Source organism: Rhizobium sp. LCM 4573, assembly GCF_001854865.1.
Classification (GTDB): Bacteria; Pseudomonadota; Alphaproteobacteria; order Rhizobiales; family Rhizobiaceae; genus Neorhizobium.
On record NZ_MDDW01000026.1, the window covers coordinates 134,817 to 154,122 of the forward strand.

Below are 19,306 nucleotides of genomic sequence, written 5' to 3' on the forward strand. Positions count from 1 at the left end.
CATGGCGGACACGAACCCGCGCCTTTCCGATACCAGCAAATTCCCCGATCCGGTCTACAAGGAAACCGTGCTCAAGCCCCTCTTCGATGGTGCCAAGAGCCATCATGTCGACGGCTTTCGCAGGATCGACCGCGCACACCTGGTGATGCTGGTCGAGACCGGCATCCTCGACAAGGAGCTTGYGGCGAAGATCGCTCATGCGCTGGAAGCCATCGACCGGGAAATCGATCCGTCGACGCTCGTCTATACCGGTGAGGTGGAAGACTTCTTCTTCCTGATCGAGAAGGAGCTGAAGGCCCGCATCGGCGTCGATATCGCCGGCCGTTTGCACACCGCCCGTTCCCGCAATGATATCGACCATACGCTCTTCAAACTCGGACTGAAGGAGAAGATCGATGCACTGATGGAGAAAGCCAGGCTGCTGCTCGCCACCATGATCGATGCGGCCGAACGGGAGAAATCCACTCTCATAGTCGCCTATACGCATGGACAGCCGGCGCAGCCGACGACCTTCGGCCACTATCTCTCTGCGGCCATCGAGGTGCTGATCCGCGACGTCGAGCGCTTCGCAGATGCGCGACGGATCGTCGATCTTTCGCCCATGGGCGCTGCAGCGATCACGACTTCGGGCTTCCCGATCGACCGGGCGCGCGTCGCGCAGCTCCTTGGTTTCTCAGACCCGCTCCGAAACTCCTATTCCTGTATCGCGGCCGTCGATTATACGACCGCGACCTATTCGGCGATCGAGTTGATGTTCCTTCATCTGGGACGCCTCATCCAGGACTTCCAGTTCTGGACGAGTTTCGAGGTCGGCCAGATCTACGTGCCGAACGCGCTGGTACAGATCTCATCGATCATGCCACAGAAGCGCAACCCGGTGCCGATCGAGCACTTGCGCCATCTGGCAAGCCAAACATTCGGCCGGGCACGCACCATGCTCGATGTGATGCACAACACGCCGTTCACGGACATGAACGACAGCGAGGGTGAGACGCAGAGCATGGGCTACGAGGCCTTCGCCGCCGCCTCACGCGTACTCGATCTGCTTGCGGCCCTTATCGCCCAGATCCGCATCGATCAGGAGCGCGTCGAGAATAACATCCGCCGCTCCTGCATCACGATCACGGAACTGGCCGACTCTTTGGTGAGGAGCGAAGGTCTATCCTTCCGCGAGGCGCATGAGATTGCCGCAGCAACCGCAAGGAGCGTGGTCGCCGCCAAGGGCAGCCTGACGGATGACGGATATGAACCTTTTCTGAATGCTTTCGAACGTCTGACCGGTCGCAAGCCGTCGGTCGACCTGCGAAAATTCAAGGAGATCGTTTCGCCGGAATACTTCGTCGCCGTGCGTAGGCGCTTTGGTGGACCGGCGCCGGAGGCAATGGCTGAGGCGATTGCAACCTATCGCGAAAAGCTTGGCGCGTTCGAGGCCGAGGCAAGGCAGGCTGTCGATCGCGAAGCCGCCGCCGCCGCGGAGCTGAAGGAAAAGTTCACCGCCCTGATGGGAGCCCGCTGATGGCAACGATAGAACTCGATAAGATCGTGAAGCGTTACGGCAAGATCGAAGTCGTCAAGGGTATCGACCTCTCGATCGCCGATGGCGAATTCGTGGTCTTCGTCGGCCCTTCCGGCTGCGGCAAGTCCACGACGCTGCGCATGATCGCGGGGTTGGAGGAAATCTCCGGCGGCACGCTCAGGATCGGCGAAGATGTCGTCAACGAGCGCGAACCGAAACAGCGCAACATCGCCATGGTCTTTCAGAACTACGCGATCTACCCGCATATGACGGTGCGCCAGAATATCGGTTTCGGGCTCTACACCTCCAAACTCGGCAAGGCGGAAAAGGATAGGAGGATCGAGGAAGCAGGCCGCGTTCTCGGTCTCGAAGCTCTGCTCGATCGCCGCCCGGCGGCACTTTCGGGCGGTCAGCGCCAGCGCGTCGCGATTGGCCGCGCCATGGTGCGCGATCCGGCAGCCTTCCTCTTCGACGAACCGCTTTCGAACCTCGATGCCCAACTCCGCTCGCAGATGCGCATCGAGATCAAGCGCCTCCACCAGCGGCTGAAGACCACAACTGTCTATGTTACCCACGATCAGATAGAAGCCATGACCATGGCCGATCGGATCGTCGTCATGAAGGACGGCAATATCCTGCAGGTCGGCACGCCCTCAGACCTTTACGAAAGCCCTGTCGACGTCTTCACCGCCCGCTTCATCGGAAGCCCGTCGATGAACCTCGTGTCTGGGCAGCGTACCGATGCCGGCGTCAGCCTCGCCACGTCAGGCGATCTTCTGATCGGCATCCGTCCGCATGATCTGCTCGCCCGGGCAACCCCGGCAGGCGGAAATGGTTTCAGCCTGACCGGCACGGTGACCGCCGTCGAGCCTCTCGGCCCGGAAACGCTGGTGCACGTGGATAGCGCCGGCACATCCGTGGTCGCGACCGCGCGAGACAAGTTCGTTCCGGACGTGGGCCGTCAACTTACCTGCGAAGCGGCGGCGGGCAGCCTTTACTTGTTCGATGCCGGAACCGAGAAATTCCTGGGCCGTTCATGATGACCCCAAAAAACGATGGTTCTGCCGTGCTCTGCATCGGGCGGATTTATTGCGACCTGATCTTCACCGGTCTTGGCGGGTTTCCCCAGCTCGGCAGAGAAGTGTTCGCCGAGGGCATGGAGGTCGCGGCCGGCGGTGGAGCCTTCATCGCAGCCGCGCATTTCGTTCATGCCGGTCGCCGGACCGCATTGGTAGCCCGGCTCGGTACGGATCCACTCTCGGCTGAGGTGGAGAGCCAGATGCGGGCAAGCGGCGTCGATCTGCGCTTCATAGAACATTCCACCGAGGCCGGTCCTCAGGTGACGGTCGCATCGGTCGTGGGCGAGGAGCGTGCCTTTCTGACCCGCCGGGCTGGCGGCGCCAGACCCTCCACTCTGAACGAAGGCCTCTCCTGGGATGAGGCCTGCCATCTCCATATCGCCGAATACGCCACACTCCACGAGATCCCGAACCTCGTTTCGCTTGCCAAAGCCAAGGGATTGACGGTTTCGCTTGATCCGAGCTGGGATGAGAAACTGATCCGTGATCCCGGCCTCATCGACGCCTGCAAGGGCGTCGATATCTTCCTGCCCAATCTGGAGGAAGCCGAAGCGATGACCGGCCAGCGCGATCCCGAGGCGGCTTTGGAAAATCTTAGCCGGGCCTTTCCACTGGTCGCGYTGAAGGGCGGCGCCAATGGTGCATGGCTGAAGTCCGGCGGTCGCATCCTGCACGTCCCGGCGCAGAAAGTACCGGTGGTGGACACGACCGGTGCGGGCGATGCCTTCAATGCGGGCTTTATCGATGCCTGGCTTCGGCATGCGCCGCAAGAACAATGGCTGCAGGCAGGAATCCACGCCGCCAGCTTAGCCATTCAGGCACCGGGCGGCGCAACGGTGTTCTTGCGTGCCGCGTCGCCGGTCAGGGATGCCTGACGGCCTACGACCTGCCTGCCATCGCATCGATGACGAGTTCAAGCGACTGCCGCGTGTCCAGCATGAAGGCTTCGGCAAACGCCATCATCAGCGGACCGACACCTTTGGAATCGTCGGCAACGACCGGTTCGGTCAGATAGTATGCAGGCGTTCCGTCCCGATAGGGCCCCGAGACGGTTCCCAGCCCGGCCACCTGACAAATACCGGTAAAGCGAACACCGCCGCCCTGGCCGACGAGACGGGTGCCGATCAGGGCATTGAGGCCTCGTTCCCCCGCAAGGCGAAGAGCATCGGCCTCGTTCCCCTCAACCAGACCTGTTCGCACGGCGCGCAGGGAGGCGTAGACGAACATGGCCGAGGCCGAGCTCTCCTCATAGTTTCCAACGAGATCTGGAGCATCCATCACTTGCGGCCAAAGACCGGAAGAAGCCTGACGTTCCGCAAGCGCCAGCAGGATAGCGCGGGTGCGGGCCCGAAGAGGCCGTGTCGCGCTATCTTCCGGCAACAGGGCCAGCGCATCGACCAGAGCCATGGCGAGCCAGCCCATGGCTCGCCCCCATACGGCCGGTGATTTGCCGGTGGCAGGATCCGACCAGCGTTGCCTGCGGCTTTCGTCATAGCCATGCACGTGCAACCCGCCAGCCGTGCCGGTCAGCGCAAGGGCGGTGGAAAACTGCGACAATGCATCGGCGATGCGTGAGACCTCGCCGGTAGCCCGCGCATATTCGATCTGGAAGGGCAGAGCCATAAAGAGGCCGTCCAGCCAGACCTGATGCGGATAGCGCTTCTTGTGCCAGTAATTGCCCGAGAGGATGCGGGGATGCCTGTCGAGCTGCCCGACAAGATGACGCGCCGCGGTCATGTAACGCGGATCGCCCGTTTCCTTCGCGAGGGGAAAGAGGATGCGCCCCGAAAGGACGTTGTCGATATTGAATTCTTCCGGATCATAGCCTGCAAGCTTCCCATCCGGGCCGATCTGTGCCGAGCTCAGCCGCAGGAGATGCGCCCGCCAGCGCGCATCGCCCGTCGCCTCGTACAGGAGATCAAGGCCGCGATAGATGCAGCCGTCCTCGTAACACCACGCGCCACCCTTGTAGGGCTGGTAGTTGCGGCAAAACTGGTCGAAATAGTCGATCGGGTTCATGGTGCGCGCTCATGCGAGAGGAAGGCTGACGGAGCCTGGGGCTAGAAGAGCCGGATCGTCACAGTCGACGTCCGCCTGCTCCGYGACGATGGCTTCGTGACGCATCGGGCGGATGCGATCGGCCATGATCGGCGGCGTCGGTCGTGCATCCGGGTTGAGGGAAAGGATACGCAGGCCACGGATCCGGATATTTCGGATCGGGGATTCCGGCAGGCCGAGGAAAGCGCCTGCCGCATGCGAAAGGCCGCGTATCACCACATCCTCCACGGTGACGCCGTCGATAACGGGCGTGCCGGACCCGACCGAAGCGGGCGCGCGCGACTGGACCCATTCGTCATGACCGTCCGCATCGCAATGATAATGGGCATTGGCGGAAAGCGCGGTTCGAACGCCGTCCATTCGCACCCGGCGCATGGAGATGCCGGTGATTCCGCCGCCCCTTCCCCTGCGGGTCTTGAGCCTCAAACCGCGATCGGTGCCGATCATTTCGCAATCCTCGATGGTGACATCGTGCACGCCGCCGGACATTTCCGAACCGATGACGAGCCCRCCGTGGCCGCGCTCCATCAGACAATGGCTGACATGCACCCCCCGGGTTTCGGCGAGATGATCCGCCTCGCCGTTCGTACCGCGCCTGCCCGCCTTGATCGCGATGCAATCGTCGCCGACCGAAAAATGCACGCCTTCGATGCGGACATCCCGGCAGCTTTCCGGGTTGAAGCCGTCCGTGTTGGGACTGTCATGCGGAGCCATGATGGTGAGACCAGCCGCCACAAGACCCCGGCAGCCCTGCGGATGGATCGTCCAGGACGGCGCGTTGCGGATCGTGAAGCCGAGGAGGGTGACATCCGAGCAGCCGATGAGGTGAAGGCCACGCGGCCGGCGTGCGCTCTCGCGCGTTTCCTTCGGCCAAGTCCACCAGTCGCCGCGGTCGCCCGATCCGTCGATCGTCCCCCTCCCCTCAATGACGAGCCGCTCGGCTCGAACGGCATGCAAGGGTGCTGCGAAACAGGCTGCGGGCAATCCTTCCCAACTGCCGAGCATGGAGCCGGTCGCGTAGCGCGCCGGCAGGATCGGCCAGCCGGTGCGCTGTGAGGGCGCGCGCAGCACCGCTCCCTCGGCGAGGTGAAGCGTGATGTCGCTGCGAAGCCCGACAGGAAGCGCGGTCCACAGGCCTAAACCAAGACGGAGAGCCCCGCCCTTGGGCACGGCGGCGAGAGCCGAGGCAAGCGCCACGGCATTGGTCCTTGCCGCCTCCATATCGTCCAGCGAGGTATCCGCAACCAGACCGAAATCCTCCGCGTCGACAAATCCCGCGCAAGGACGTGTGGTAAATTCGAGCGGGGCGAAACCTTCGGCCTCGAAGCGGTAACGCCTTGCCGGAGCCAGGCCGTCGAGCAAGGTGACCGCCAGATCCGTACGCCCCACGCGCACGGGGTCGTCATGCCCGACCGGCGAAAGCCGCCAGGCCACGGCAGAGGGCAAGCGATAGAGCGCGCCGGGCGTCTCAAGGCGCAGGGCCGCGATCCGCGCCGAGATCGCAACGAGGGTCGGTCGGTTCATTGGTCTGTCTCATGTGGCGGCCTGCCACCCCGACTTGGAGCGGCAGGCAAGTGGGCTCGTCAGTCGAACTTGGCGAGTACGTCGTTCACGGTATCGATGATCTGCTCGGCAGCACCGTCCGCATCGATCTGGCCATAGGCATATTCTTCGAGCGTATCGATGAAGGCACCGCGGATTTCCGGATGCTCGTTGAAGGGCGAGACGACCGGTCCGCTCGAAGCCATGACGATCTTGTTCGCCCGCACTTCCGGCTTGTCGCTGTCTCCCAGACGCTGGAGCGCTGCCTTGGACGTGGGAATTCCGCGCGAGGTGCCGAGCGCATCGATCCCTTCCGGCTCGTTGAGCAGGCAGTTCAGGATCTCCGCGGCAGCTTCAGGATCCTTCGAATGCTTGGAGATGGAGAAGACCATCGAGGGCTTGCGATAGACGCCGTCCGTCACCGCGCCGGCCAGCTTCAGCATCGGCACGGGCTCCAGAACCTGCCCTTCCTTCAGAGGATCGGCATATTTCGAATAGGTCGAATCCCATTCATAGGAACCCGCAATCCTGCCTTCCGCCCAGGCGGGCTTTTCGAACAGGTTCACATTGCCGTCGGCGGCCTCTTCCTTCTGCGATCGGATCGCGCCCGCTTCCACGAGCTTGCCGAGGAAATCGATGCCCTGGGCAAGTTCTTCGGGCGCCCAGGCAACACGATTGGTCGCCGGATCCACCATGTCCTTGCCGGTCGCCTGCATGACCGCGAGGATGGTGACCAGATGCGCGGTCTCCTTCACCGCGTTGAATGTGTAATAGTCGGAACCGAGCTTTTCCTTGATCGTCTTGGTGGTGGCGAAGAACTCATCCCAATTGGCCGGGATAGGCACGCCGGCCTTGTCGAAGGTCGTCTTGTTGAAGAAGAACACGCGTCCGGTGGTCGAGACAGGCAGTCCCTGCAGCACGCCGTTCATCGAGCCCGCCGCAAGATCGGCTTCCGTCCAGTTGGCGAGATCGAGCCCTTTCAGCGTCCGCAGATCGGCGAAACCATCGCCGTTCTTGGAAAAGAGCGGCAGCCAGGGCCAGTTGACCTGCACGATATCGGCTTCGGTCATGCCGGCCATCTGGGTCGTCAGCTTCTCAAGGTAACCATCGAAACCGGTGAATTCCCCCTTCACCGTATGGCCGTGCTTGGCGCCGCAGGCCTCGACCGCCTTTTGGGTGGCAACATGGCGGCTTTCCCCGCCCCACCAGGCCATGCGAAGTTCGGCTGCCTGAACTGCCGTGGAGAGCGTAAGGGTCGTCACGGCAGCGCTTGCGAGAGCCGTCAGCATATGTTTGGTTTTCATCGTCTTCCTCCTCTTCAGCTATGCCGCAAGCCTGCCTCCCAGCAGAGAAATATTGCGACCGTTGGATTTGTCGAAAATGTGCAGCATCGCCGGATCGGGACGAAGGCGGATCAGCTCGGAGCCACCAAGCGCCTCGAATTCTCCGGCGGTAACCACGCTCACCAGCTTGCGCCCCTCGAGATCGGCATGGAGATAGACTTCATGGCCCATGAACTCGGCATTGGAGAGCCGCGCCGTGAGCGCCGGTCCCTCACGGACCAGCGAAAGGTGTTGGGGCCGGACGCCGAGCACGGCCTGACCGGGCAGCGTGGAAAGACGGTTCATCACATGGGGGCCAAGTGCCAGCCGCTGGGCGCCGATCACGAACTCCTCGTTCTCCAGCGCCCCATCCAGCAGGTTCATCTCGGGCGTGCCGATGAAACCCGCCACGAAGAGATTGGCCGGATGGTTGTAGAGTTCCTTCGGGGTGGCCACCTGCATGATCTCGCCCGCCTGCATGACGCAGATGCGATCGCCCATCGTCATGGCCTCGATCTGGTCGTGGGTGACGTAGATCACCGTCGATGAAAGGCCCTCGGCCTTTAGCCGCCGATGAAGATCGGTGATCCTGACGCGCATGGAAGCACGCAGCTTCGCGTCGAGGTTCGAGAGCGGCTCATCGAACAGGAACACTTCCGGCTTCTTGATGAGCGCACGGCCGAGCGCCACGCGCTGCGCCTGTCCGCCTGAAAGCTGCTTCGGCAGCCGGTCGAGCAGCGGCTCGATCTCCAGGATTTTCGCCACCTGCTCGATCGCCGCATCGATCTCGGCGCGCGGGCGGCCTGCGATCTTCAGCCCGAACGCGAGGTTTCCTCGCACCTTCATATGCGGATAAAGCGCATAATTCTGGAAGACCATGGCGATCGAGCGCTTGCCGGGCGGCAGGTCGTTGACCCGCCGGTCGCCGATCTGGATTTCGCCGCCGGTGATCTCTTCCAGGCCCGCGACCATGCGCAAGGTGGTRGATTTCGCGCAACCGGAGGGCCCGACCAGGACCATGAATTCGCCGTCCTCGATATCGAGGTCGATGCCGTGAACGGCCTTGAAGCTGCCGTAGACCTTTTCCAGGTTTTTCAGTTGAACGCGTGCCATGTCAGCCTTTGACTCCCCCCGCAGAGATGCCTTCGATAAAGTACCGTTGCGCCGCGAAGAACACGATCAGCGCAGGGGTGATCGTCAGGACCGACATCGCCAGGATGCGGTTCCACTCGAAGGCTTCGGTGGTGTCGATTGAGAGTTTTAGCGCCAGGCTCACCGGATACTTATCAACCGATGAGAGATAGATCAGCGGCCCGAGAAAGTCGTTCATCGTCCACATGAACTGAAAGAGGCAGACAGAGATCAACGCAGGCGCAAGCATCGGCACAACGATATAGACGAGCGTCTGAAGGCTGTTGGCGCCGTCGACGCGAGCTGCCTCCTCCATGTCCCTCGGCAACGAGCGCAGGAACTGCACCAGCATGAAGACGAAGAACGCGTCGCCCGCCATCGCCGAGGGCACCCAAAGCGGCAGGAAGCTGTCGAGCCAGCCGAGGTCACGAAAGAGGATGTATTGCGGAATGCGCGTCACCACGTTCGGCAGCAGCAGGATGGCGATGACCGAAACGAAGAAGATCTTCTTCAACGGAAATTCAAACCGGGCAAAGGCATAGGCCGCCATGGTGCAGGAGATCGCCGTTCCGATCACCTTAGGCAGGATGATGAGGAACGAATTCCAGAAGAAGCGCCCGAAAGTATAGGGCGTCGAGGTCTGCCAGCCCTTGATGTAGCCGTCCAATGTCGGGCTTTCGGGCAGGAACCCCGCTCCGGCGAATATCTCCGAATTCGTCTTGAAGCTCGCACCAACCAGCCAGATCAGCGGATAGAGCATCACCAGACCGACGGAGAACAGCAGCACGTAGCGGACGGTCGCGGAAATGAGACCGATCTTCACGCGGCGGGCGGCCTGAATATCGTCGAGGACCGGTGCATCTGTAAGTATTTGACTGTTTGCCATGRCTCAGCTCCGCTTGTCGCCGGCGTAGTAGACCCACTTCTTCGATGACCAGAAGGCGACCAGGGTCAGGACCATGATGATGACGAAGAGCACCCATGCGATCGCCGAGGCATAGCCCATGTTGAACTTCTTGAAGGCCTCATCGTAAATGTAGAGGGGCAGGAGATAGGTGGACTTCAACGGACCGCCCTGAGTGATGATGTAGGGACCGTTGAACTCCTGGAACGCCTGAACCATCTGCATGATGAGGTTGAAGAAGATCACCGGCGTCAGCAGCGGCAGGGTGATGAAGATGAAGGTGCGCACCTTGCCCGCCCCATCGATCGCCGCCGCCTCGTAAAGCGACTTATCGATGGATTGCAGCGCGGCCAGGAAGATCACCATGGCCGAGCCGAACTGCCAGCAGCGCAACAGCGTGATGGTGAAGAGCGCGTTGGTGGGATCACCGAACCAATCGACCGGCGCAAGGCCGACCGCACCGAGCGCCATGTTCGCAAGCCCCTCGCTGGCGAAGATATAGCGCCAAAGAACGGCGATCGCGATCGAGCCGCCGAGGATCGACGGCACATAGAAGGCGGTGCGGAAAAAGTTGATGAATTTCAGCTTGTAGTTGAGGATCGCCGCAATGAAGAGGGCAAAGGCAAGCTTCAGCGGAACGGTGATGAAGACGTAGAGCAGCGTGACGTTCAGAGATTTCATGAACGTCCGGTCGCGCGTGAACAGTCTCTCATAATTCGCAAGGCCCGACCATTTCGGGCTGCTCATCAGATCATAGCTCGTGAAGCTGAGATACAGTGACGTCAGGAACGGCATGGCCGTGAAGACCGCGAGGCCGATGATATAGGGTGCCAGATAGGCAAGCCCCAGGAAGCGCTGACCTTTCATCCGGCGCCTCCTGGAAAGAGCCGGCACGTGAAAAATAGAGGTTCGGTTTCGTACAAATTAGGCTCCCGGATCGGAGAAGCACACGGCGTCATCACGCTTCATGCCTTCGCACTCCGATCTCCTCCCTTGAAATTCGGCGCGCTTTTGCGGTGTCGGTGATGACATAACCGCATTTTTGTCGCAGACTGAATTAACAAAGAGGAGGAAAAAGATGGATGAAATCGAAGGTGGTATTCTGTCGAGCATCCCCCCCTCGGCACTGAATTTGACTCTTACGCGCGCGACCATCCGCATGGAGCATTCGCAGACCTGGCGGATCGACAAGACCAACCCGGTGGAGGACTTGGTGATCTGTCTTGAAGGACGGGGGCATTACCTGATTGATGGGGACCCGAGGGTGATGGAGCCGGGCGATGCCATGTTGATCACCCGGGGGCAGCGCTTCCAGGGGTGGAACGAAGGGGCCGAGACCTATATCGGCATAGCACAGCACTTCACGCTCAACATATACGGCCGCCACGACCTGCTCGAGCAGATGGAATTGCAACCGAAGATCAGGCTCACCCGGTGGAGCCTGCTCGAACCGCTTGCCCGCCACTATCGTCAGGGTGCCCCACCCTCCTCCGTCACGCTCGGCCAGCATCACCTTTTCATGTATTTTCTGATCGCCTTCATTGAGGACGCCTTCATCGGCTGGCGCGGGAGCGCCGCCTATCAGCCGGAGGGCGGAGATGCGCTTGATCTTGCCGTGATGAAGGCCGCCACGATGATCGCGGCCAATCCGCTCGATGCGAATGTCGCGCTACGGGCCGTGGAGGCCTCCCCATACAATCCCGATTACTTCCTGCGCGCGTTTCAGAAGCGCGTCGGAAGGACGCCGCGGAAATACCAGGAATTCAAGCGGATGGAACGGGCAATGCACTTTCTGGAGACCGGGATGCCGGTCGCAGCGGCTGCCGCGGAAGTGGGTTATACCGACCCCTACTATTTCTCACGCATGTTCAAGCGCAATCTGGGGCTCAGCCCGAAGGCTCATGTCAACAAGGTTCGGCAAAGCCGCCATGGCGGCCTTCTCGGCTTCGACGAACCGGATCAGGAATTGCGCCTGACGGGCATGGAGGGGGAGCACGGAAGAGACGCCGCCTGAACACGCTCCTCACGCTGGTTAGCGTCAGTTGAAGTAAAAGGCGTAGCTCATGAAATTGCCTCCGAAAATCGAGGTCAGCTGATTCCAGTCCCCCGAGGCCATCGTCGAACCATCCTCGAGATATGGCACGGCGGCAGGACCCGTGACCCATAGAACAAGATCGAATGGCCTTGGATCGTCGAATATCCTGGCCACGTTCACACCTTTATCGAAGCGCCAGTGCGGAACCAGAAGCTTGCCATCGAGAACGGTTTCGAACTGCGACAGAACCTGCAGCCAGGTCTCAACCCTTTTCTCGGTGACATCCAATGTGGGCAGCACGCCGTTTTTCTGCTTCGGACCGGGCAGCCACTCGTTATCGTCGTCATCTTCCTTCGCGATCAATGCCCATGTTTCGCGATTAAGTTCGATGACTTCCTTCAGGTGGCCGCGCACTTCGTTCCACATGACCTTGTCCACGATCGGCCACCGGATTGTATGGATGAGCGAAATGAAATCCGCGATGTCGCTCGCCTGTCCGTTCTGCAGGCCGAATATCGTCTCGTCGTCGCGGGTTGCCGCCTGGGTGTTCATTGTCGAAACCGCGCGCGGGAACGCCAAAGCGAAACCGCTATTCCAGCTTTCGGAAAAGTCATGCGACAGCCATGCTTTCGCAGCGGCCCTCAACAGGTTGCCGTAGCCCCGAAGCCATTTGGCGTCCGCCGCATCGAACCCGACGACAAACGGTAGCGGATTACCGTTCTCATCATGGTCAGAAACGGCACTGCCGAGCTGATCCTCGGAACCGAGAACGCCATCGCCGTTCCAGTCAAAACGGATGACCGACAGATCGATTTTCAATTTTGCGGGCTCGTCTCCAACGGCAGCCAAAACGTTGTCCGCCTCGTCGAGATCCGCTATGAAAGCCGACAGTATCCCTCGAAACTGATCATAGGTGATCGGCTCCGGATTGGGGTTCGAGGCGATCGTGCCGATCCTGGAACCGAAAACCAGTTCGTAGCCTTCGGATCGGGGCGAGAAACCGTAGCGGTAGAGCGATCGCACGAGCGTTTCGAAGGCTCGTGCAGTGCGAATGAAACCAAGGCCCAAGCGCGCGTCGGCATTGTCGGGGGTCTTGGCGACCATCGAACTCAGCTGCTGATCAGCTTCGCCAAGCCGACCGCCGGCGAGATGCTCCTGCACGGTTGCGGCCACCTCGTTTTCATCCTGCGCAAGGACTGGCCCGCAAAGGGCGGTCCAGCATGCAAGCAGGGCTACGGCAAGAGATTTCTTCATCTGGATACTTCCCTGGGAGAAGCGGACTTTGGGCAAAACCCGCTACCTGTCGATCAACCTCCTGGACGCTCTAGCATCCGCGAAACGTCCACGCAGCGATAAATATTCCTAGAATGAAGCTCCTCCAAATCCTCCGCGCTAGTCTTCAAGCCAACCGGGAAGCAGTTGGCGGCCGGTAGTCCCGGCCGCCTGGTATCGTCAGGCTGCTTTCTTGCCGAGGCTCGGGCGGGTTGCGGCCGCCTTTTCCACCATGGCCGTGACTTCCGCGCGGCGAGCGCCGGAAAGCGGCAAGCGCGGCATGCGGACCCGCTCGGAGCCGCGGCCCATGATCTGCTCGGCAAGTTTGATCGACTGCACCAGATCATGCTCCGCATCGAGATGCAGAAGCGGCATGAACCACCGATAGATGCGGCGCGCCTCTTCCCAATCGCCTTTCTCGGCGGCAGCGACGAGTTGCACGGATTCCTGCGGGAAGGCGCTGGTAAGACCCGACACCCAGCCCTTCGCACCGAGCAGGAGCCCTTCGAGCGCCACGTCATCGAGGCCTGCGAAGATATCGAAGCGGTCGCCGAAAGCGTTGATGAGATCGGTGAAGCGACGCGGATCGGGCGCGCTTTCCTTCACAGCCTTGATGTTCGGGACGTCTTCGAGAGCCTTCAGGACATCGACGCCGATATTGACGCGATAAGCGGGTGGGTTGTTGTAGAGCATGATCGGCAGCGAGGTCGCCTCGGCGACCGCCTTGAAATGGGCGACGAGCTCTTCCGGCTTTGGCACATAGACCATGGCGGGCAGTACCATGAGGCCGTCAGCACCGAGCTTCTCGGCATCCCGGGCATAGGCGACGGCGCGGCGCGTATCGAGTTCCGACACGCCGGTGACGACCGGCACGCGGCCGTTGACCACCTCGACGGCGGCCTTCAGGATCGTGCGCTTCTCCTCCGGATCAAGCGAATTGTTCTCGCCGCAAGTGCCCATCACGATCAGGCCGGTCACCCCATCGTTGACGAGCGCATCCTGGACACGCTGAGTGGATTTGAGATCAACGGACATGTCTTCGTTGAACTGCGTCGTGACGGCGGGAAACACGCCGCGCCAGCCGGTGGTCATTTCGAAACTCCTTTTCGTTCAGATGATGCGCGGTCCGGTCGGCCGGACAGCGCCGATTTGTCAAAGCGTTGCCCCAACCTTGCGCAGCTCGGCGAGCACGGGGGCCTTGGGCAGCCAGATCTTGTCGTATTCGGCGATAATCTTGCCGGCATCGGTCACCTGGACCTCCTTGATGTCGATTGCCTTGCCGAACTCCTCAAGCAACTTGCCTTCGTTTGCGACGGTCGCATCAATCTGCTCGTCGAGAGCGGCCTTGGTAAGGCGGGCAATCAGTTCGCGGTCGGCAGCGGGCACGCCCTGCCAGACACGGCCGGACGCGAGCGCCACGCAGGGCATGAAGATCGCGTTCATCTTCAGCATGGTCTTCGAAACCTTGTCGAAGCGCTGGTTCCAGGAGAAGTCGAGATCCGCCTCCAGGCCGTCCACCTGGCCGTTCGACATGGCATCGAAGACGGCAGGGGTCGGGATCGGCGTCGGGGCAGCTCCGAGAAGCTGGTAGAAGTCGCGGTAGGCGGGCGTCGTGTTGATCCGGAGCTTCATGCCGTTCAGGTCTTCGAGACCGCCAATCTCCTTGGCCGTGAAGACGACGCGCATCGTGGTGATACCCCAGGCAAGACCGATCGTGCCTGTCTCGGCAGGCAGGACGTCGAGCAGGCCCATGGCGACAGGTTCGCGCACGAGCTTCGCCACTTTGGCCGTGGAATCCACCACCCAGGGCGCGTTGATCGCGGCGACGGCGGGGATACGCGAGCCGAGCTCGGCGGTCATGATCCAGCCGAGATCGAGCGAGCCTGCCTGCATCTGCTGCAGCATCGCTGCTTCCGTACCGAGCTGGTTGGCGGGAAAGACCGCGATATCGAGACGTCCCTTGGTCTCGGCCTTCAGCATCTCGCCGACCTTCAACGCGGCGTTGTTCCAGGGATGACCGGGCGGCGTGGTGATGCCGAGCCGAAGCGTCTTCGCTTCCTGGGCACGAAGGACGGTGGGCACGGAAAGCGCGGCTGCGCCGAGGGCCGCTGTATGGATGAACTGTCTGCGGGTAATCGTCATGGCTTTGTTCCTCTGGAGCTTTATTTTTACGACTGATTCAAGAAGAAGGTGGACAGGATCGGGAAGATCGAAAGCAGGACGAGAAGCACGCAGGCCGCGAAGAAGAACGGCAGCGTGACGATGAACATCTTGCCCGGCTTTGCTCCTGTCACGGCGGACGCTACGAAGAAACAGAGACCGACCGGTGGCGAAAGAAAGCCGAGCACGAGGTTGACCACGGCCACCACCCCGAAATGGACAGGATCGATGCCATAGACCTCGGTGGCGATGGGCAGAAGAATCGGCACCGTCATGATGAGCCCCGGCGCGCCATCGATGACCGTGCCGATGACCAGCAGAATGACGTTGACGAGCAGCATGAAGGTGATCGGATCCGACGCGATGGTCTGGACCCAGGCGGCCACCTGCTGGGGCACCATGCCGTAGACCAACACCCATGAGAAGACGGCGGCGGCGGCAACCAGAAACAGGACGACAGCTGAGTAGATGCCAGCGCGCAGCAGCATTTTGGGAAGCTGCGCGAAGCTGAGTTCGCCGATCCAGTAGCGCCCCACCAGCACGGCTGCGATCACCCCGACGGCCGCCGCCTCGGTCGGATTGGCGATGCCGGCCATGATCGAGCCGACGATGATGAGCGGGATGAGGAGTGTCGGCAGCGCATCGGCAATGACACGGAGCCGTTGCCCGAGCGTCATGCGTTCGCCCCGCGGATAGTTGTAGACGAAGCCCATCAGCGCGATGACGATGCAGAAGATGATCGTCAGAAGAATGCCGGGCAGCATGCCGGCCGCCAGCATGTCGCCCACCGGCACCTGCGCCAGCACGCTATAGACGACGAACATGATGGAAGGCGGGATAATCGGCCCAAGCATGCCGGCATAGGCCGTCAGACCCGCCGAGAAGGTCTTGTCGTAACCCTTCTTCTCCATTTCCGGCACCATCATCTGCGCCATGATGGCGACCTGCGCGGTAGCCGAACCCAGAATGGAGGCAACGAACATGTTTGCGAACAGGTTCACATAGGCAAGCCCGCCGCGCATGGCCCCGAGGAAAGCCATGGTCATGTCGATGATCCGCTTCGTGATGCCGCCGCCATTCATCACCTCGCCGATCAGAACGAAGAGTGGGATGGCGATCAGCCCGTAATTGTCGACGCCGCCGAAGAGCTGGACCGGCAGGCTTTGGAAGAGCAGCATGTTACCGCTGGCAAAGATGTAGACCATGCTGGCAAGGCAAAGGCAGAGCCCGATGGGCACGCCGACCAGCATCAGGACGAGAAAGGCGGCAGAGGTCACCATCAGTTCACGCTCTCCGCGTTGGAAAAGTCCGGACGTCTGCGGCGCGGGGAGAACCCCGCGTCCTCGGCGAGATTGGCAAACGTGTGAATTGCCATGCTGATCGCAAAGAGCGGGAGCACCAGGCTGACGACCCAGGTGGGCCAGCCGAGCGTCTGCGTATGCTCGGTATAGAGGAAGTTGAAGCTCTGCCCCGCATAGGCCTTGGCATCGAAGCCGGCTGCGGCGATGCCGAGAGGGTCCATCCAGTTCCAGCACATCACCGCGAGCGCCACGGCGAAGGCTGTGCCGAACAGACTGGCGATCGCCTGAAGACGGCGCGCATTCACCGCCGAAAGCTTGTCGCTGAGAAGCGTTACGGAAAAGTCGAGCCTGAGCCGCGTCAAGGCGGACGCGCCGATGAAGGAGAGCCACACCATCGCGTAAACGGCCGCCTCATCAACCCAGTAGAGCGGCGTACCGGAATAACGGGTCACCACGTTCAGCAGGATGAGAGCGAGAAGCAGGGCCATCAGAGCGCCGACAAGCACCTTCTCACAGGCAAGAACGACTTCCGAAAGGGCGATGATCGCACGGACGGGCCAAGCCGCCGTCCCCGGCGGTGAGAGCTGATCTGACATTCCTGTTCCCTTTATTTTTGGTATAATGTAGATTTTATACATTTGATGAGTCAACTGGCTTTTTTACCAATTTCGTGTAGCGGGGAACGTCATGACACCACCTCTCAAGCACCGCACCCTTTCCGGTGCGCTCATCAACGAGATCCGGCAGGCCATCCTCTCGGGCCGCTATGCGGCGGGCAGCCAATTGCGGCAGGATGCTCTTGCCGAGGCCTATGGGGTGAGCCGCATCCCGATCAGGGAGGTGCTGTTTCAGCTCGAGGCCGAAGGTTTGGTGAAGATCCTGCCGCAGAAGGGCGCGATCGTTTCGCAACTGTCGCGGGAAGAGATCGACGACGTCTTCGATTTGCGTATATTGCTGGAGCCGCGCCTGTTCCTGGCTTCGGCTCCGAAACTCATCCAGGAAGATTTCGATCGCCTCGACGAGAAACAGACGACCTATGTGAGGRCAATAGCCGCCGGCCAGATCGACGAATAYGGCAGGCTCAACGCCGAGCTTCACATGGCGATGTATCATCGGGCAAACATGCCGCGCACGCAGCAGATCGTCGCTTCGCTGCTGCAGACTAGCGATCGCTACACCCGCGTGCAGTTATCGAGCGAAGCGGCCATGGCGCGCGCGATGAAAGAGCATGCTGAGYTGATAGGGCTTTGCCGATCCCGCGATTTCGAGCGAGCCRCACGGCTTCTGGCCGATCATATCTCGGCAGTTCGCGAGGACCTCATCGCCGTGCTGGAGGGCTCCGGCAAACAATCCTAGGATCGTTTGGTAGACGTTGCCATGTCCGCTGTTGTCAGCCAGCAGATCGTGCAGCGCATGAGCCAGCTGATCGTCGGAGAACTCAGCCTTGAGGACACCTGCAAGAACCTCGAAGCGGACGTTGCCAAGATCAACGAGGCACTCGCGACCAAGTAACCTCCCGAGCAGGATACGCGGGGAGCCTAGCTCTCCGCGTATCCTTTAGATCGATTGGAGCGGAGGAAGAATGACGTCTTGAGCGATAGGATTATGTTGGTATAGCTCATAATTGTCCGTATATTGAGTTATACAAACGCGATCTATCACTCATGGCTTGGAACTGGACACGGGAAAGTTGGCCGCGATTCAGCTATAATACGGCCGTGTTGGGACACTTTGAGAACCGATATCGGGGGAAGTGATCGGCGCTGTCCGGCATGTCAGCGATAATGAATGCGATCTGCTGCGCATCGAGCTTTTTAGCGAAGAGGCGGTAAAAACGTCCCAAATCGAGGGCGAGATGCTCGACCGATTGATCACAGGTGATGAGCGTTCGCAGCCCCCCTAACCGCCCCGCACCGATCCGCGCCAGATCAGCTCCGCTTCGATCTTCTGCAAATTCTCCCCCGCCTTGGAAGGCTGCGCAAGCCAGCCCACCGCTTCGGCGGCGATGCGCTCCACCGGCTGCGCGAATGTGGTGAGATTGTAGGACGACCAGGAAGCCTGCTCTATGTCGTCGAAGCCGATCACGCAAAGCTCCGCAGGGATGGCGAGATTGAACTGATGTCTCGCGGCATCCATCAGCCCGCAGGCCAGAAGATCGCTGGCGCAGAAGATCGCATCCGGCCGCGTCTCGCGCGTCAGCAGACGCTGTGCCAAGATTGTGCCGCTCCTGTAGGAAGTTGGGCCGTAACGTTCCACCACCACTTCAACATCATGCGTCCGCCCGGCTTCACGAAACCCCTCCTCGCGCGCCATAAGGCTGGGCGTCATCGCCGCAGAGTTCGCGAATGCGAAGGTGCGGCAACCCGCCCGCTGCAGGGCAATGAAGGCGCGCCGAGCCGCTTCTCGGTCGTTCAGGTTGATGAGCAGCGGGCCCTCGCGATCTTCGTCGCGATTGATCAATACCAGCCGCTGTCCGTTCTTCAGGCACAGATCGGTGATCGATTTGTCCGGCATGCCCGAAAGAATGATGGAGGCATCCGCGCGATATCGGATCGCCTGCCTGAGTGCGAGATCGACGCTGTCATCGGACCGATCGGTATTGATTACCATGGCGATCTTGGCGACACTCTGCAATTGTTGCGTCAACGCTTTGAGAAGGCGCGCCCGATAGGGCGTGTCGAGTTCGGAGACAATGAGACAGACGATACCGCTCTCGTTCCGCATAAGCCCGCGGGCGAGATGGTTGACATGATRGCCGAGCGCTTCGGCCGCTTCGACCACGCGTCGCCGGGTCTCTTCCGAGACACTGGCGCCGGGCGTGAAAGTACGCGAGACTGCCGACCGGGAGACGCCTGCCCGATCGGCTACCTCCTTGGCGCTGACGAAGACCTTGCGGCTCATGGGCTTCCTCCCCGATCCGGTTCATGCATCTTTTTGCAAACGAGTGCAATAAATTGATGACAGTCGATCGCTTGATTTCCGAAAT

General features: G+C 60.9%; 19 protein-coding genes. 7 read left to right on the plus strand and 12 right to left on the minus strand.

Annotated elements, in window-relative coordinates:
- Position 1: 1 nt before the first annotated feature.
- Genes argH through LCM4573_RS19770 form a run of 3 tightly spaced genes read left to right on the plus strand, consistent with a single transcriptional unit; the run spans position 2 to position 3,470 of the window.
- On the plus strand, positions 2-1,516 hold the full coding sequence (gene argH, locus LCM4573_RS19760; RefSeq protein WP_071008087.1) for an argininosuccinate lyase: 1,515 nt from the start codon (positions 2-4) through the stop codon (positions 1,514-1,516).
- On the plus strand, positions 1,516-2,556 hold the full coding sequence (locus tag LCM4573_RS19765) for an ABC transporter ATP-binding protein (RefSeq protein WP_071008088.1): 1,041 nt from the start codon (positions 1,516-1,518) through the stop codon (positions 2,554-2,556). Before argH ends, LCM4573_RS19765 begins: the two co-directional genes overlap by 1 nt.
- Positions 2,553-3,470, plus strand: coding sequence for a carbohydrate kinase family protein (locus tag LCM4573_RS19770; protein WP_071008089.1), 918 nt, complete (start codon positions 2,553-2,555; stop codon positions 3,468-3,470). Before LCM4573_RS19765 ends, LCM4573_RS19770 begins: the two co-directional genes overlap by 4 nt.
- Before the next feature lie 4 nt (positions 3,471-3,474).
- Here the strand turns inward: LCM4573_RS19770 and LCM4573_RS19775 are convergent, their stop codons facing one another.
- From LCM4573_RS19775 to LCM4573_RS19800, 6 genes are read right to left on the minus strand one after another with little or no spacing between them, the layout of a single operon-like run.
- Positions 3,475-4,614 carry a glycoside hydrolase family 105 protein gene (locus LCM4573_RS19775; protein ID WP_071008090.1) on the minus strand — a complete coding sequence of 380 codons (1,140 nt, stop codon included), beginning with the start codon at positions 4,612-4,614 and terminating at the stop codon, positions 3,475-3,477.
- A gap of 9 nt (positions 4,615-4,623) precedes the next feature.
- Entirely contained in the window at positions 4,624-6,177 is a 1,554-nt protein-coding gene (locus LCM4573_RS19780; protein WP_071008091.1) for a glycoside hydrolase family 28 protein, read from the minus strand.
- A gap of 59 nt (positions 6,178-6,236) precedes the next feature.
- Positions 6,237-7,499: an ABC transporter substrate-binding protein gene (locus LCM4573_RS19785; RefSeq protein ID WP_071008092.1), complete on the minus strand. Its 1,263-nt coding sequence runs from the start codon at positions 7,497-7,499 to the stop codon at positions 6,237-6,239.
- Between the two features lie 18 nt (positions 7,500-7,517).
- A complete protein-coding gene (locus LCM4573_RS19790) occupies positions 7,518-8,630 on the minus strand; it encodes an ABC transporter ATP-binding protein (RefSeq protein ID WP_071008093.1) in 1,113 nt (370 codons plus the stop codon).
- A gap of 1 nt (position 8,631) precedes the next feature.
- Entirely contained in the window at positions 8,632-9,534 is a 903-nt protein-coding gene (locus tag LCM4573_RS19795) for a carbohydrate ABC transporter permease (protein ID WP_071008094.1), read from the minus strand.
- 3 nt (positions 9,535-9,537) lie between these two features.
- Positions 9,538-10,419 carry a carbohydrate ABC transporter permease gene (locus tag LCM4573_RS19800; RefSeq protein WP_071008095.1) on the minus strand — a complete coding sequence of 294 codons (882 nt, stop codon included), beginning with the start codon at positions 10,417-10,419 and terminating at the stop codon, positions 9,538-9,540.
- A 211-nt stretch (positions 10,420-10,630) separates the two neighbouring features.
- On the opposite strand from LCM4573_RS19800, the gene LCM4573_RS19805 reads away from it, so the two are divergent.
- On the plus strand, positions 10,631-11,566 hold the full coding sequence (locus LCM4573_RS19805; RefSeq protein ID WP_071008096.1) for an AraC family transcriptional regulator: 936 nt from the start codon (positions 10,631-10,633) through the stop codon (positions 11,564-11,566).
- A gap of 24 nt (positions 11,567-11,590) precedes the next feature.
- On the opposite strand, the gene LCM4573_RS19810 is transcribed toward LCM4573_RS19805, so the two are convergent.
- From LCM4573_RS19810 to LCM4573_RS19830, 5 genes are all read right to left on the minus strand, one after another.
- Entirely contained in the window at positions 11,591-12,841 is a 1,251-nt protein-coding gene (locus LCM4573_RS19810) for a hypothetical protein (protein ID WP_071008097.1), read from the minus strand.
- A gap of 198 nt (positions 12,842-13,039) precedes the next feature.
- Positions 13,040-13,951 (minus strand): dihydrodipicolinate synthase family protein, encoded by a 912-nt coding sequence (locus LCM4573_RS19815; RefSeq protein ID WP_071008098.1) that lies wholly within the window; start codon positions 13,949-13,951, stop codon positions 13,040-13,042.
- A 60-nt stretch (positions 13,952-14,011) separates the two neighbouring features.
- Positions 14,012-15,001, minus strand: a complete 990-nt coding sequence (locus LCM4573_RS19820) for a TRAP transporter substrate-binding protein (RefSeq protein WP_071008099.1) — start codon at positions 14,999-15,001, stop codon at positions 14,012-14,014.
- Between the two features lie 26 nt (positions 15,002-15,027).
- On the minus strand, positions 15,028-16,299 hold the full coding sequence (locus LCM4573_RS19825) for a TRAP transporter large permease (RefSeq protein WP_071008100.1): 1,272 nt from the start codon (positions 16,297-16,299) through the stop codon (positions 15,028-15,030).
- Positions 16,299-16,916: a TRAP transporter small permease gene (locus tag LCM4573_RS19830; RefSeq protein WP_071008101.1), complete on the minus strand. Its 618-nt coding sequence runs from the start codon at positions 16,914-16,916 to the stop codon at positions 16,299-16,301. Before LCM4573_RS19830 ends, LCM4573_RS19825 begins: the two co-directional genes overlap by 1 nt.
- Before the next feature lie 91 nt (positions 16,917-17,007).
- On the opposite strand from LCM4573_RS19830, the gene LCM4573_RS19835 reads away from it, so the two are divergent.
- The 3 genes from LCM4573_RS19835 to LCM4573_RS28885 all read left to right on the plus strand — a co-directional run bounded on the left by LCM4573_RS19835 (position 17,008) and on the right by LCM4573_RS28885 (position 18,223).
- The gene (locus LCM4573_RS19835; RefSeq protein ID WP_071008102.1) at positions 17,008-17,676 is read left to right on the plus strand and encodes a GntR family transcriptional regulator; all 669 of its coding nucleotides are present in this window, start codon (positions 17,008-17,010) and stop codon (positions 17,674-17,676) included.
- 21 nt (positions 17,677-17,697) lie between these two features.
- Positions 17,698-17,832 (plus strand): hypothetical protein, encoded by a 135-nt coding sequence (locus tag LCM4573_RS28815; RefSeq protein WP_274534864.1) that lies wholly within the window; start codon positions 17,698-17,700, stop codon positions 17,830-17,832.
- A gap of 241 nt (positions 17,833-18,073) precedes the next feature.
- Entirely contained in the window at positions 18,074-18,223 is a 150-nt protein-coding gene (locus LCM4573_RS28885; protein ID WP_338012597.1) for a DUF4172 domain-containing protein, read from the plus strand.
- On the opposite strand, the gene LCM4573_RS19840 is transcribed toward LCM4573_RS28885, so the two are convergent.
- Positions 18,220-19,221, minus strand: a complete 1,002-nt coding sequence (locus LCM4573_RS19840; protein WP_071008103.1) for a substrate-binding domain-containing protein — start codon at positions 19,219-19,221, stop codon at positions 18,220-18,222. The genes LCM4573_RS28885 and LCM4573_RS19840 overlap by 4 nt on opposite strands.
- Positions 19,222-19,306 lie beyond the last annotated feature (85 nt).

What these genes read in the sequence shown, in the direction of transcription:
- LCM4573_RS19815 (WP_071008098.1), bottom strand. Translation starts at nt 13,951, where the DNA reads ATGACCACCGGCTGGCGCGGCGTGTTTCCCGCCGTCACGACGCAGTTC.
- LCM4573_RS28815 (WP_274534864.1), top strand. Translation starts at nt 17,698, where the DNA reads ATGTCCGCTGTTGTCAGCCAGCAGATCGTGCAGCGCATGAGCCAGCTG.
- LCM4573_RS19810 (WP_071008097.1), bottom strand. Translation starts at nt 12,841, where the DNA reads ATGAAGAAATCTCTTGCCGTAGCCCTGCTTGCATGCTGGACCGCCCTT.
- LCM4573_RS19795 (WP_071008094.1), bottom strand. Translation starts at nt 9,534, where the DNA reads ATGGCAAACAGTCAAATACTTACAGATGCACCGGTCCTCGACGATATT.
- LCM4573_RS19800 (WP_071008095.1), bottom strand. Translation starts at nt 10,419, where the DNA reads ATGAAAGGTCAGCGCTTCCTGGGGCTTGCCTATCTGGCACCCTATATC.
- LCM4573_RS19805 (WP_071008096.1), top strand. Translation starts at nt 10,631, where the DNA reads ATGGATGAAATCGAAGGTGGTATTCTGTCGAGCATCCCCCCCTCGGCA.
- LCM4573_RS19825 (WP_071008100.1), bottom strand. Translation starts at nt 16,299, where the DNA reads ATGGTGACCTCTGCCGCCTTTCTCGTCCTGATGCTGGTCGGCGTGCCC.
- LCM4573_RS19785 (WP_071008092.1), bottom strand. Translation starts at nt 7,499, where the DNA reads ATGAAAACCAAACATATGCTGACGGCTCTCGCAAGCGCTGCCGTGACG.
- LCM4573_RS19820 (WP_071008099.1), bottom strand. Translation starts at nt 15,001, where the DNA reads ATGACGATTACCCGCAGACAGTTCATCCATACAGCGGCCCTCGGCGCA.
- LCM4573_RS19765 (WP_071008088.1), top strand. Translation starts at nt 1,516, where the DNA reads ATGGCAACGATAGAACTCGATAAGATCGTGAAGCGTTACGGCAAGATC.
- LCM4573_RS19830 (WP_071008101.1), bottom strand. Translation starts at nt 16,916, where the DNA reads ATGTCAGATCAGCTCTCACCGCCGGGGACGGCGGCTTGGCCCGTCCGT.
- LCM4573_RS19775 (WP_071008090.1), bottom strand. Translation starts at nt 4,614, where the DNA reads ATGAACCCGATCGACTATTTCGACCAGTTTTGCCGCAACTACCAGCCC.